Below are 14598 nucleotides of genomic sequence, written 5' to 3'. Positions count from 1 at the left end.
GCGGTTCTAGGGTCAGGACTCATAACCACAAGGTAACGGCTGCCACGAGGTAGATCGCGCCGAGGAAGTTTGTGGCGAGCTTGTCGTAGCGCGTAGCGATGCGGCGATAATTCTTTAGGCGGCAGAACATGCGCTCGACCGCGTTTCGGCCTTTGTAGAGCGAGCGCGAGAAGCAGCTTTTCCCAGCGCCGGTTCGCCTCGAAGGGGATGTTGGGCACGGCACCCTGGCGCTCGATCAGGTCGCGGATCGCGTTGCTGTCATATGCCTTGTCCGCCAAGACGATGGTGCGCGGCGCGAGATCGTCGAGCAGGACATCGGCAGCACGGCAGTCGGCGACGTTACCGCCGGTCAGCAGGAAGCGGAGCGGGCGACCTTCGCCGTCGGTGAGCGCGTGAAGCTTGCTGTTGCGACCACCTCGGCTGATCCCGATCGCCTGGACGAGCGCCCCCATTTTCCGCCGCCCGCTGAGCGGTGGGCCTTCATATGCGTGCTGTCGATCAGAACTTCGGCAGGCGGTCCACCCGCTGCCGCCAGCGTGACGAAGATCTCTTGCCAGATGCCTTTCGCCGCCCACCGGACGAACCGGTTGTAGAGCGTCTTTCTCGGACCGTAGCAGGCCGGTGCATCGACCCAGCGACCGCCCGATCTCACCACATGGACGATGCCGCTGATCACACGCCGGTCATCAACCCGCGCAACCCCTCGAACCTTGTCCGGCAGCAACGGCCGTAGCCGCTCGAACTGCTCTTCACTAAACCAGAACTCGCTCAAACTCACGCTCCTGCTGTCGTCGAGCCTGAATCACATTCGCGCCGCCAAGGGAATACCGTTTATGGGTCCTGACCCTAGAGCGCCTGCATCCGAGCAGGCGTCGACATGCCGGGGATATTAACCTGAGTAGCGTACACCAATCAGGCTGATGTGCGCTTAAAGCCCATCAGAACATTGCCTTCGGTCGATAGGTAGTTGCGATTGTAATCGAACCGCGGCGTGTCCGAAAACAGCAGATAGTAATATCTCATCTGCTCCGACCACCAATAGCCAGGGCAATGGTCCGCTTGGCGCTTGGGGGCTCCAGTTACGTCGGCGAGATCGGTATAGCCGTATTCAGCCTTGTTCTAGCCACGTCTCGCCGGGAACACTCTGGTGGGGGCTACCGGCACGACGCCATACGCTTGCGCAGCGAGCAAATGATCGATCGTCGCCGCAGGCCTACCGATAAGACCTCCACGCCGCGCTCCAATAACTTTGCGGGGCGGGCGCGGCTCTTGAGGTCCTTGCGTCGCTATGCGACGTCAAATTCGTGTCGTCTTGCAAGCTCAAGCTGCATTGCGCCAGAGGCAGGGCAGTCGGGTTGCATCGCGCACGATCGGCCCAGCATTGGTGAATGCAAGTGCGTGCGGGCTGGTCGCCGTGATCTCCGGCCAGGGTGCCGAGCCGGTTGCGTTCGGATTACCGGTCCGGACGAACTGCACCCAATAGGATTGTAGCGGCGGCGCTCCACGTTCGAGCCCGGTTGCGGGGGTGCCAAACACGCTGCGCAGCTCGCTTCCGTGCGTTACCGCTGTTCCGTCCGGTGCCGTATAATCATAGGCATATTGCCAGACCGATCCGCCGTACCCGGCCACGGCTGCGGCGGTAACACGTGTCGGGCAGCGGAAGGTCAGGTCCGTGGCGATCTGGTCGGTGGTGCTGCCGAGCCGGGGGTCTGACACGGGCATCCGTCCCGGAGCCAACCCATAATAGGCCAGCGCCGCGCCGGCGTGGCTACCGAAGGCCCGCGTCACGATCCCGGGTGCGGCCGACAGGTCACCGTGCAACGGCAACTCGCGCGCGTTGGTCCCGATGATCAGCGGGACGGGGTTGACGCGTCCGCGCGCGAGCAGACGCGCGGGCGTATCGGGTAACACGCGTCCATCGACCACGGCCTGTAGCCAGATGAAGCTGTTGTCCTCGAGCCCAGGCGCCACGATCGCGTCCTGCGCCGCGAGGACGCGATCGACCGGAAGCGCGCGGAGTTGCGCGGCGGTGCCGTCGGGGGCGAGACCGGCCGCCCGAGCGAAAAGCGCGCCCACCGCCTCGTTCTGCGCCAGGCTGCGCGGCGGCACGCCGAACCCGGCCGTCCCGCTTTCCTGGATCGCCGCGTGGAACAGCCCGTGCGCCAGCGGGGACAGCTGTTGCAGCGCGACGTCCTGTGCTCCGGCGGATTCGCCCGCGATCGTCACCCGCCGCGGATCTCCCCCGAACCGCGCGATGTTCCGTTGCACCCAGCGAAGGGCGAGTTGCTGGTCCATCAGCGCGTAATTGCCCGAATGCCCACCGTCCTCGGCGCTCAGCGCGGCGTGGCTGAGGAACCCGAGCGCTCCCAGCCGATATTGGATGCCGACCACCACAATCCCGCGCTCGGTGATCCGGCTTTCGACGGTGCCACCGCCGGCCCCGCCGCGATTGCCGCCGCCGTGAATCCAGACCAGCACCGGGAGCTTAGCGGTGGGCGTCAGGCGCGGGGTGCGGACGTCGACGAACAGGCAGTCTTCCGATCCCCCCCGCGCGGCGGCGCGGTTCCACGTGCCATAGTCGGATTGCGGACAGGCCGCATGGTCCGCGACCGCCGCTATGGGCGTGGTCCAGCGACGCGGCCGGACCGGCGCCCGCCAGCGCAGCGCCCCCGTCGGCGGGGCACCATAGCGGATACCCCGGAACACCGCGCCGCCGCCCGCGGTCGCCGCACCGCGGACCGGACCGTCATCGGTCGTGACAATCGGTCCGGCGGCCGCCAGCGCGAGAGCCAGCAGAACGCTCACCGCGGCAGGCCGGCGGGGGCAGTGCGCGCCAGCGCATCGCGAATCGCCACTTCGGCGACGGGGGCCATTGCGGCATAGCCGCGTTCATTGGGGTGGACGCCGTCGACGGTAAATGCCGCGCGCTGCGCCGACACGTCGTGGAGCGCGGTCCAGTAATCGGCATAGGTCGCGCCGATCCGCGCGGCATAGCCCTTCAGCCAGAGGTTCATCCGCGCGATCTTGGACGACACTTCCAGTCCGGGACGCCATGGGAAATTGGCGGCGGGCGGGATCGACGCGAGGATCACGCGGATCCCGTTCGCGCGCGCGAGGTCGCACATCATCATGATGTTGGCCTGCGTCTGTTCCAGCGTCATCGGCCCTGTGTTGCTGGCGATGTCGTTGGTGCCGCCCATGATCTGCACCACGGCAGGGTGCAGGTCGATCACGTCCTGCCGGAAGCGCAGTACCATCTGCGGCGTGGTCTGTCCGCCGATCCCGCGATCGATCCGGTCGGGGCCGAAGAACCCGGGAACCTTGTCGAACCACCCCTGCGTGATGGAATCGCCGATGAAAACAACGCGCTTGCGGGTGTCGGACGGCGGAATCGCGGCATTCGCCTGCTGGTAGCGCCCGAGCCATGCCCAGTCCTGATGCAGCCGCTGCTCGGGGTCCTGCGCCGGGGTGGCCTTGTCGGCCGCCGGGGTCTGCGCCTGGCTCGCGTTGGCCATTGGCAACAAGGCGGAGAGCAGTAGCATCGCATGGCGCATTAGCGGGGCTCCATCATCCGGGCGTGCATCGCATCGAGTGCGACGCCCTTGGTTTCGGGGAAAAATAGCAGCACGACGACGTATTGCACCGCCATTGCAACCGCAAAGATCACGAACGGCGCGCCCGCCGACCAGGCGACGAGCACTGGAAACACCCCGGCGATCGCGGCGTTCATCAACCAGTGCGTGCTCGCGCCGAGGCCACTGCCGCGCGCGCGCGCCGCGCTCGGGAAGATCTCGGACAGATAGACCCAGATGACCGCGCCCTGGCTGGTCGCGAAAAAGGCGATGAAGCCGACCAGCGCGGGCAGCAGCGCAGCGTTGCCGATCCGCCCGAACAGTACCAGCGCGGCGACCGACAGGCACACCGTCATCCCCGCCGCGCCGGAGGCGAGCAACGTCCGCCGCCCGACCCGGTCGATCAGCGCCATGCCGACCAGCGTGAACAGCAGGTTGGCGGCACCGATCAGGATCGCCTGCCGATCGGGCGACAGGCTTCCTGCCTTGGCGAAGATGTCGTTGAGATAATAGAGGACCGCATTGATCCCGGCGAGCTGGTTGAACATCGCGGTCGCCACCGCGAGCAGGATCGGCTTGCGATGCTTGCGCCACGACAGGGCTTCGCCGGGTTCGTCCTGCCGAAGCGCTGTCTCGACCGAGGTGATCTCGGCGGACGCCTCCGCCGCGGTCAGGCCGATCCGCACCATCGCGGCGCGGGCGTCGTCGAGGCGTCCCGACAGGATCAGCCAGCGCGGGCTGTCCGGAATGCGCGCGAGCAGGACCAGGAACAGGATCGCTGGCGCCGCGGTGACGCCGAGCTTCCAGCGCCATGCGGCCTCGCCGACCAACGACCCGACGACCGCGTTGCTGAGATAGGCCACCAGGATTCCCGTGACGATCGCGAGCTGGAACAGCCCGACCAGCATTCCACGCCGGGCAGGGGGCGCGATCTCGGCAATGTAGACGGGGGCGAGGACCGAGGATCCCCCGATCGCGAGCCCGCAGGCAAACCGGAAGGCGAGGAACGCGCTCCAGTCGGTGACCAGTGCGCAGCCGATGCCTGCGATGACATAGAGGATGCCCAGCAGCCCCAGCACGCGGCGGCTGCCGTAGCGATCCCCCGGCTTGCCGGTGAACAGCGCCCCGACCAGCGTCCCCCACAGCGCGGCGGAAACGGTGACCCCCAGCGTTTCCGGGGTAAGCCAGTAGATCCGCGTGAGGTCGCCGGTGACGCCCGCGATGACCGCAGTGTCGAACCCGAACAACAGCCCGGCGAGCGCGGCAGTGCCGATGCTCGCCGCCAGGACCCCGCGCCCGCTCACCGCAGTGCCGTGCTCGACGCGGCGACGTTCCAGCCGCGCAGCGTGACGCTCGGGGTCGCGGCCTTGCCGGTCGGGTAGCGGATCTCGACCGCGCGAGTTTCACCCGGCAGCAGCGACACGTAATTGTCGGTGAAATAGGCGGGCAGGACCTGGCTGCCGTCTGCATTCAGCACCGTCAGCTTGGTCTCGATCGCCGGGGTCTGGCTCGGGTTGGTCAGCGTTACCGTCGCGACGGTTTCGGCACCGTCGACCCGGCTGCTCGCGGTGGACTGGAGCGTGACCGGGGCGAGCGTGTTGAGCGCCTGGAACTGCGCGTCGTTGGCAGCCTGCCAATAGAGGTTGGTCGAAAGAACCTTGCCGCCAGCGTCGCGCGCTTCCAGCCGGACCAGCGCGACGCCCTTCGCCAGGATCGGCGCGAGGTCGAGCGTGAACGCCGCGTTGGCGGTTTCGGCGGTCGCGGTCAGCGTGGTGCGCTTCTCGGCAAGCACGCGGTTGTCGAGGCTGACGACCTTCGCCGCCACGGTCACACCGCGCAGGTCGCCGACCCGGTTGTTGACCAGCACGACCTTGTAATCGGGCAGGTTCATCTGGACGTGGACAGGCTCCGACGCCTTCTTGACGCCGTAGAAGGACGCTTGCGTGTCATAGTCGGAAGAGAACATCTGCCATGCCGAGGACGGCCAGGCAGGCTGCGTCATCCACAGCATCCGCCCGCTGTTCTGCGTCCACAGCCCGGCGTTCATCCCCTCGAAGATCGCGCGGTAGGATTCGTACTGCATCATCTGCGCCTTGCGCTCGAAGTCCTCGAGGCTGGTGCCGGGGCCGAAACGCGTGGCGAGCGCGTTCATGTAGCTCGTCACGGCGCCGTTCCCGGTCTGATGCCAGTCGTGATACGCCCAGCTGTCGCTGATCGGCCAGCGGTCCGCCGCCGGGATCGCGCGCTTCCACGCTTCCAGCGTCGGGAGCGACGGCGTGCCGCTCTCGACTGAGAAGCCCTTGGCGTGCTCGGTGAAATATTCGACCGGCGGGCGCCAGTTGTACGGCCCGCTGTTCTGCAGGTTCACGCGGTTGGACGACCCCATATAGATACGCGTGCCGTCCTCCTGGTGGATCAGCGCCTGCAGCCCTTCGTTGAGGATCGGCTGCGGCACGCCCTCGTTGCGGCCAAACCACACGACGATCGAGGGGTGGTTGCGGTAGCGTTTCACCACGTCGGTCGCGTTCTTAAGGAACAGCGCGGGGTCCTGCGCCTCGATGTTGTAATCCTGCGTCGATTCCCAAAAATCGTTGAGGATCATCAAACCGTATTCGTCGGCCAGATCGTAGAACGTATCCTCGGTATTCTGCCCGACCCAGTTGCGGATGATGTTCATATGGGCGTCCTGGTGGAGACGGAAGAACGGCTCCAGCCGGGCGCGGTCGACCCGCTTCATGAAGTCGTCCATGCCGATGTTGCCACCACGCGCCGCGATCCGCACGCCGTTTACGCGGATCACGAGATACGGCGTCAACCCGTCCTCATTCGTGATCTGGCGCACCGCGGGCGAGGTTTCCGCGCCCGGGACCAGCGAGGCAGCCCAGCCGTCCTTGATCTTGTGGATCCCGGTGTGGCTGCCATCGACGATCTGCTGGCCGAGCGCGCGTGCCTTGCTCAGGTCGATCCCGACGCGTTCGAGCGTGCCCTTCTGGTCCATCAGCGAGATGTCGTAGGTGACCTGCCGCATCCCGAAGCGCAGCCGCCGCGTGTCGCTCGGCTGGCCCGCGACGCTGCTCGTCAGCGTCAGGTCGTGCAGCGCGGGCGCGCCATAGCCGTTGGGCCACCACAGCTTGGGGTTGCGGACCGACAGTTGCCTGAACTCGGACGGACGCAACACGACGTCGCTGCTCTGACCGGGTGCGAGCGTCACCGATTTCTCGACCGCAACATCGTCGAACGCGGCGCGCACGACGGTCGTGACCGGCTGGGCCGACGCGTTCGAGACGGGCACAGTGATCTCGACATCGGCAACGCTGTTGTCCGCGCGCGGCAGTGTCGTGACGACGTGTGGATCCCCCAGCGTCGCGACACCGGTCGCAGCCAGCGTCACGCCGCGCCACAGACCGGTGTTGCGGTCGCGGATGGTCGGGATCCAGTCCCAGCCCTCGGCCGCGCCGAAGGTCGGTCCGTCGAGCATCATCATCCCGCCATTCTCGCCGACGCCCGCAGTCAGCGATTCCTCCTGCGCGATGCCGGGATGCGGGGCGGGCGAGACCTTCACCGCGATCGCGTTGCGACCGGGGAGGAGCTTGCCCGTCACGTCAAACTGGCCGCGGATGAACGCGCCCTTCATCGTACCGATCACCTGGCCATTCAGCCACACCTCGGCGGCATAGTTGACGCCGTTCAAGGCCAGTTGCTGACGCTTGCCTGCGGCGTCGGTGGGGACGTCGAATTCGGTGCGATACCAATAGTCCTGCCGCGCCAGCCGCTCTGGAATGGCGAGGTTGTTGAGACCATGCGCGGGATCGGGATAGACGCCGCGATCAACCAGCGTCGTCAGCACGGTGCCGGGCACGGTCGCGGCATACCAGCCGCGTGTGTCGAACCCGGCACGGCTCAGCGTCGCGCCCGGCGCGCTGACCCTCGGCGCTTCGGCGAGGCGCCAGCCGTTGACGTCCCATTGCCCGGGACCGGTCGCGACGATCGCCGCGGTCGTCGGCTCGGGCTTGACGACCGGGGCGTCGAACGGCACCTTCGATTTTGGAAGCGTCGCGGCATCCTGCGGCGCGGTCTGGCCATACATCTGGCGGACCTGCACCGGCCAGCTCGGGCTGCCCTGCTGGAAGGCGATCAGCGCTGGGTCGGGCCGACGCATCGCCGCGGCCTTCAGCGTCTGCGCGTCGCTTGCGCCGGCGACCAACCTGAAGTCCGCCACGCGACCGGCGAAGACCGGGTCGCCCGAGCGGGGCGCGAGGGTTGCGACCGGAGACACGGGCGCGGCGGTCATCTTGCGCTGTGCGACCGGCTTGCCGTCGACGAACAATCGCGCGGTCGTCCCGTCGAAGCTGGCCGCGAGGTGATGCCACCCGACAGGCGCCAGTCGCGCCGGCGCGGTGAGCGTTCCGCCCTCGGTAACGAGGCTTGGGCGTCCGGCGTCGAGCGCCAGGAAGCGGCGTGGCCCTGTCGCGGGGTCGCCGAAGCCACCGACCAATGCGCGCCCGGTTGGAAGCGCGGTGGGCGCGACCCATGCGGACAGCGTCCAGGTTGGCGCAGCGATCGTCGTGGCGTCGGTGCCACCGATCCGGCTGGTGACGGCGTCGCCACCTGCGGGCAGGTCGGCGTTGATCGGCCCGTAGGTTTGCGCGCGTGCGGTTGCCGCGGTTGCCAGCAACGCAACGAGTATCGCGCCTGCGTGTGTCTTGCCCATCGATCGCCTCCCAACAGTGCCGATCCCGTCGGCTTGATGGATCAAAAGCACAGAGGCGGCGGAATGCCAAATCAATTTTGTTTAATTGCGACAGGTAAGCGTGACCTCAGCCACCACATTGCGTCATCGGCACCGGGGCGGAATCGATCTTCACGTCCGAGAGCGACAGGGCCAGAGCACCGTCGGTGGCGAGCACGAAGGGCGCGCTGACGTGCGCCATGTCGACCCCGCGTGTCGCGAAACATTGCAGCGGGACAATCACCTGCTGCCACACCCCCGGCTTCGCCGGCGCAAGTATCGCGCCGATCGGGACGGTGACGGCCTTGCCGTCGTTGCTGATCATCCCGAGCCGGACGGTGGCGCTGGAGGCGCGGTCGACGCGGACGTCGACGACTAGGCTCAGTTCGCCATTGCTCTCGCGCGTCAGGTCGATCGGACGGTCGGTCTCGACCCGCGCCTCGGCCGGGCCGCCCGTCCACACGAAGGCGCGCGCATCCTCCTGCCGCCGCCGGTCGACCGCGGAGGCGGTCAGCCGCCTGGTGGCGGTCGTCGCGGTCACGCCGAGCAGCCGGACCTTCGACTGGCCGGGCTCGACCAGCGCTAGCGACCAGCCCTCGGGAACGCGCCCCTTACCGAACACCGTGCCGTTGAAGGCCGAGGCAAGGCCCGCCGGGCGCGCCTCGTCGAGGGTCGCGACGATGCCAGGGCGTGCGTAGCTCAGGCCGTAGCCGAGCGCGAACAGCGGATCGTAGCCGGGGTCCGAGCGATTGAGGACATATTGATCGGGGCGCTTGGGCCAGGAAAAGCTGAGCTTGCCGCGAAAATCGCTGCCGATGCTGCCGTCCTTCTTGCGGAACAGCACATCGGCAATGCCACCGCCCTCGCTGCCCGGCAGAAATGCCGCGACGAACGCATCCGAAGCGTTGAGTTCGGCATTCACCCACAGCGGGCGGCCCGACAGGAACACTGCGACCACAGGCACGCCCGCCGCCTTCAGCTTGCGCAGCAGCGCGAGGTCGGACTTGTCGTCGGGGCTGTAATCGAGCGTCGGGCGGTCCCCCTTGAACTCGGCATAGGGTTGCTCACCGAACACGACGATCGCGGCGTCGGGCTTGCTCGCGAAGCTGCCGTCGACCGACAAGGTCGCGGTCCCGCCAGCGGCCTTGACCGCGGCGTCGATCCCCGACCAGATCGATTGCGCATTGGGGAAATTGGCGTTGGTCGTCCCGCCGCCCTGCCACGTCAGCGACCAGCCACCGGCCTGCTGCGGGATATTGTCCGCGCCGCCGCCGGCGACGAGGATGTTGGCAGACGGCTTGAGCGGCAGCACGCCGCCCGCATTCTTGAGCAACACGAGCGATTCCCGAACCGCACGCCGGGCGATCGCGCGATGCTCGGCCGCCCCGATCAGCGCCATCTTGCCCGCGAGCGCCCGCGACGAGGGGCGTCCACGGTCGAACGTGCCGGCGCGGATCTTGACGCGAAGGATACGGCGCACGGCATCGTCGAGTCGTGCTGCGGGGATTTCACCCGACTGCGCCTGTTTGAGCGTGTTGGCGTACAGCGTCTTCCACGCGCTTCCCGAATACATGAACATGTCGAGCCCGGCGTTGATCGCGGCGGCGCAGCTCTCATTGGAACAGCCGTCTACCTGGCCGTGACCGTTCCAGTCCCCGACGACGAAGCCGTCGAAGTGGAGCCGGTCCTTCAGCACCCCCGTCAGCAGGCTCTTGTTGCCGTGCATCTTCGCGCCGTTCCAGCTCGAGAAGCTCGCCATCACCGATTGCGTCCCCGCCTCGATCGCGGCGGGATAGCCACCAAGGTGGATGTCGCGCAAGACCGTCTCGGGGACGCGCGCATCGCCCTGGTCGCGACCGCCGGTGCCGCCGTCGCCGAGGAAGTGCTTCGTCGTCGCGATCACATGGTCGGGCGCGAGGAAATCCCGGTTGCCGACCTTGCCCTGCACGCCCTCGATCACCGCACCGGCATAATCGGCGGGGATCGTCGGTTCTTCGGAATAGCTTTCATAGGTCCGCCCCCAGCGATCGTCGCGAACGACCGCGAGCGTGGGGGCGAACGTCCAGTCGATCCCGGCGGCGGCGGTCTCGATCGCGGTGACGTGGCCGATCTCGCGCATCAGGTCGCGATCATGCGCCGCGCCGAGCCCGATATTGTGCGGAAACAGCGTCGCGCCGGGGATGTTGTTGTTGCCATGCACCGCGTCGGTGCCCCAGATCACCGGGATGACCGGGCGACCATCGGTGCGCGCGACCGAGGCGTCGTAGAAGGCGTCCGCCAGCTTGAGCCACTCGACCGGCGGGGCGAGATCGTCGCCATTGGGCCCGGCATTCCCCCCGTTGAGGATCGATCCGAGCTTGTAGGTACGCAGGTCCGCGGGGGTTATGCTTGCGATGTCGACCTGGATAAGCTGGCCGACCTTGTCCTCAAGCGTCATCCGCCGGAGGATTGCATCGATCCGCGCCTCGACCTTGGCATCCCGCAACGGCCGGGCATTGGCGGTTGGCCAGATTTCCGGGTGCGCGACCGCGGATAGCGGCGCTAGCGCCACGGGTGCTGGCGACGTCGCGGGAACCGCAGCAAGCGGCGCGACTGCCGCCTGAACCAGCAATGCGACCTTGATCGAAGACAAACCGGCAGCCATCAAACTCTCCCCAGGCTGGTCGAACACGACCGCTCTTCTGCGTTACGTCCACCGTTGCGACACGACATAACGAAAATCAATTGACGAATTTGGTGGTGAGAGCCGTTCGACACCCTTGTGTATCGGCGAACACCGACACGTGCCGCGAAACTAGGATTTTCCCGGCGGCACAACCGCTTTCCGCCAATCCGGACTTCGTGCCGAACGATCCGACCGCAGATCCGGGACGTGACACCAAAATCCCACGCAATTTTATAAAACCACAAATTGCATTATTTAATCGTTGACGCACATCGACACATGGTGGAATTGTTCGGGTCTCGGAGACGACGGTAAGTCGCGAACGCGGTCAGGGGAGGGGGAGCAGGCACGGCCTGTGCCGCAGTTTTCTCCATACCCGTGGATCGCCGCCAAGCCGCGGTCCGCCGAATCAGGGTTGGAGAGGATTGGGAATGATTTTGAAATTTGGGCATAAGGCGTCCTTGCTGATCGCCGTTTCCGGGTCGGCATTGCTGACCGGCACCGCGGCGTACGCGCAGCAGAGTGGAACCACGCAGGGCGTTCTCGCGAACGCGCCGACCGCGCAGGCGGCATCGCCCTCGGCCGCAGCGGCCGATCAGGCCGGTACGGCGAGCGATCCCGTCGCGGTCGTGGCGACCGCCGACGACAATACGCCACCGGCCGACATCGTCGTCACCGGCATTCGCGGCGCCCAGCAGCGCGCGGTCAACCTCAAGCGCTCGGCCGGGTCGGTCACCGACTCGATCTCGGCCGAGGACATCGGCAAGCTCCCCGACGTCACGATCTCGGATTCGCTCCAGCGCATCCCGGGCGTCCAGATCCGCCGGGACGCGGGCGAGGGCGCGGCGATCAACATCCGCGGCCTGCCGCAGGTGACGACGCTGCTCAACGGCGAAGCGTATCTCGGCGCGCAGTCGATCACGACGATCCAGCCGAACTTCAACGACATCCCCTCGCAGCTGTTCGCAGGCGCGGACGTCATCAAGTCGAGCACCGCCGACCTGCTCAACGCGGGCATCACCGGCACGGTCAACCTCCGCACCCGCCGTCCGATGGACCTCAAGCGCGGCTTCACCGTCGCTGCTGCGGCCGAAGGGTCGTATGGCGACAAGGCGAAGGAGCTCGACAAAAGCTTCAACGGGCTCGTCGCTTATCATGGCGAGCGGTTCGGCCTGCTCGTGTCCGGGGCCTATTCGAACCTGCACCTGTCGAACTCGCACAACGGGATCCAGGAAGGCTACGGCGTCGGGCTGCACAACGAGCAGTTCAACACCGCCGCCAATCCGACCGGCGACGTCGACACGTCGAACGGCTTCTCGCCCGCCGGCCGTCCGCGCGGCACGGTCGTCGGCAGCGGTCGCGACGTGAATGGCAACGGCATCGCGAACGACATCTTCCTGACGCCGCAGGCGTTCACCGCGTGGAACAAGATCAACCAGCGCGAGCGCATCGGCCTCAACGCCTCGGCGCAGTGGGAAATCAGCGATCAGCTGACGCTCGTCGCGGACGCGTTCTTCACGCAGCAGAACGAGCACGATCGCACCGCCGGCATCCAGATGCAGAACGTCAACTGGCAGGCGGGCGAAGCCCTCCCGACGGGGTCGCGCAACACCGGTGCGCAGATCACCCAGACCAGCAACGGCATCTCGCGCGCATACGATCTCTATTCGACGCAAGTCTATGACTATGCGCTCGGAAACTTCGATTCCTATTCGCAGAACGATCACTACAAGTCGCAGTCGCAGAACTACAACGCCGAGCTGAAGTACGACAATGGCAGCGGCTTCAAGGCCAGCCTGCGCGGCATCTACGGCAAGGCCTATTCGAATTACGATCAGAGCTACCTGCAGTTCAGCGTCAGCAACGGCGCGCAGTGGCAGCCGGGCGGGATCGGGCGCTATCCGACCGGGAACGTCGCGTTCAACCCGGGCGGCTATGTCGTCAACACCATCGCAGGGACGGCATCGCTCCCCGCGCAGGTCAACTTCTCCGGCAGCCAGCCGGTGTTCACGCTGCCGTCGCAGCTGACCACGCTTCTCAGTAACATCAACAACTACTCGATGAAGACGACCTCGTCGGAAGGCAATTATCGCCGCAACGGCGACCTCAAGCTGATCCGTGGCGACGTGTCGTATGAAGCCAATGATGCGGTCAGCTTCAGCGCGGGCGGGCGGTACAGCGAGCGGTCGGTCAACGACTTCGAGTTCGATCGCGCCGCGCCGCTCTACGCGGGGCAGGCGTCGCGCGCTGGCGGCTGCCTGGTCAAGTGGAAGGCGTTCGACGTTCCGCTCAGCGACCCGAGCTGCTCCGCTGGGCCGGTCGGCGGGTATTACACCGCGGGGCAGGTCCGCAACGCAAGCAACGCGATCTTCAACAACCAGGTCAAGCAGTACAACCTTCCGGGGGCGGGCCTTCCGGGGATCTACGTGCTCAACCCAGGTGCGATGGACAATGCACTCGCGTTCCAGAACAGCTTCTACCCGGGCAATGTCGAGGTGCAGAACCCCGGTGCCTCGTTCAACGTCGGCGTGAAGCAGATCTCGGGCTATGTGCAGATGAACGTGAAGGGCGATGTCTTCGGCATCCCCGTGTCGGGCAATGCCGGCGTCAAGATCATCAACACCAAGCTCGACATCATCCAGTTCGTCACCGGTTCGCCACAGCCCTACGGTCTGGCCAACCTCAGCAACGGCATCGTCGAGACGAAGCGCAACTTCACCGATTACCTGCCCGCCTTCAATCTCGCGTTCGACCTGCAGCGCAATCTGAAGCTGCGCGTTGCGTTCAGCCAGACGATGACGCTGCTCGATCTCAACCAGTGGGGCGGGGGGCTCAACCCGAACTATGCGATCGACACGACCAATGCCGGGTCGCCCGTCTTCCGTGTGACCGGCGGCAGCTCGAACGGCAACCCGCAACTCGATCCGTGGCGCGCCACCAACGTCGAGGGCTCACTCGAATATTACATCGGGCGGAGCAGCCTGCTGAGCTTCGGTGCCTTCTACATTGACGTCGCCAGCTTCATCCAGTCGGGGACGGTCACGCGCAGCGATCTGCCCGACAATGACGGCATCGTGCGTGGGCGCACGGTGTTCATCACCACGCCCGTGCAGGGCCAAGGCGGGACGCTCAAGGGCGTCGAAGCTGGCTGGAAACAGTCGTTCAGCGATCTCGGCTTCATGCCGCGGCTGCTGACCAACTTCGGCATCGACGCGAACATCACCTATTCGCCGTCGGACTCGGGCCAGACCGATCTGGCGGGTGCGTCGATCCCGTTCCAGGACAATTCGAAGATCCAGACCAACCTCGCGGGCTTCTACCAGGACGGGCATTTCCAGGCGCGCGTTGCCTGGAACTATCGTTCGAAGCGCGCGGTGCAGTCGGACTTCAGCGGCATCAAGGGGCTGGAGCTGTATCAGTCGCCGACCAACTACATCGACGCGTCGCTCAGCTACGACGTCAATTCGCACATCACCTTCTACGCGCAGGGCTCGAACCTAGGCGGCGAATATGAGAAATACTACCTCACCTTCCCCGACCAGAAGGCCTACAACAACATCTACGAGCGCCGCTTCACCGGTGGCGTGCGCGTCAAGTTCTGATGCGCCCGGGGGCGGTCTGACCGTCCCGGC

Annotated in this window: 6 protein-coding genes and 2 pseudogenes; 1 reads left to right on the top strand and 7 read right to left on the bottom strand. The window is 66.3% G+C overall.

Annotated features, from left to right (window positions below; genetic code table 11):
• Positions 1-19 precede the first annotated feature (19 nt).
• The 7 genes and pseudogenes from L8K25_RS20110 to L8K25_RS20080 form a co-directional block, all read right to left on the bottom strand.
• Positions 20-778, bottom strand: a pseudogene (locus L8K25_RS20110) (IS5 family transposase).
• 134 nt (positions 779-912) lie between these two features.
• A pseudogene (locus L8K25_RS20105) lies at positions 913-1104 on the bottom strand (glycoside hydrolase family 47 protein); the annotation flags it as partial.
• Positions 1105-1320: 216 nt separating this feature from the next.
• Positions 1321-2805 (bottom strand): carboxylesterase family protein, encoded by a 1485-nt coding sequence (locus L8K25_RS20100; RefSeq protein ID WP_242140779.1) that lies wholly within the window; start codon positions 2803-2805, stop codon positions 1321-1323.
• Complete coding sequence (locus tag L8K25_RS20095; RefSeq protein ID WP_242140778.1) at positions 2802-3554, bottom strand: GDSL-type esterase/lipase family protein; 753 nt, start codon at positions 3552-3554, stop codon at positions 2802-2804. Before L8K25_RS20095 ends, L8K25_RS20100 begins: the two co-directional genes overlap by 4 nt.
• Positions 3554-4876: a sugar porter family MFS transporter gene (locus L8K25_RS20090; RefSeq protein ID WP_242140777.1), complete on the bottom strand. Its 1323-nt coding sequence runs from the start codon at positions 4874-4876 to the stop codon at positions 3554-3556. The genes L8K25_RS20095 and L8K25_RS20090 overlap by 1 nt, the downstream gene beginning before the upstream one ends.
• A complete protein-coding gene (locus tag L8K25_RS20085) occupies positions 4873-8283 on the bottom strand; it encodes a LamG-like jellyroll fold domain-containing protein (RefSeq protein ID WP_242140776.1) in 3411 nt (1136 codons plus the stop codon). The genes L8K25_RS20090 and L8K25_RS20085 overlap by 4 nt, the downstream gene beginning before the upstream one ends.
• 106 nt (positions 8284-8389) lie before the next feature.
• Positions 8390-10945 (bottom strand): exo 1,3/1,4-beta-D-glucan glucohydrolase, encoded by a 2556-nt coding sequence (locus L8K25_RS20080; RefSeq protein WP_242140775.1) that lies wholly within the window; start codon positions 10943-10945, stop codon positions 8390-8392.
• Between the two features lie 452 nt (positions 10946-11397).
• Here L8K25_RS20080 and L8K25_RS20075 point away from each other — a divergent pair, with 452 nt between their 5' ends.
• Positions 11398-14568, top strand: coding sequence for a TonB-dependent receptor (locus L8K25_RS20075; protein WP_242140774.1), 3171 nt, complete (start codon positions 11398-11400; stop codon positions 14566-14568).
• Positions 14569-14598 lie beyond the last annotated feature (30 nt).

It is taken from the genome of Sphingomonas sp. TREG-RG-20F-R18-01, from assembly GCF_022662475.1.
Lineage (GTDB): Bacteria > Pseudomonadota > Alphaproteobacteria > Sphingomonadales > Sphingomonadaceae > Sphingomonas.
This window is presented reverse-complemented; position numbering and strand designations above follow the sequence as displayed.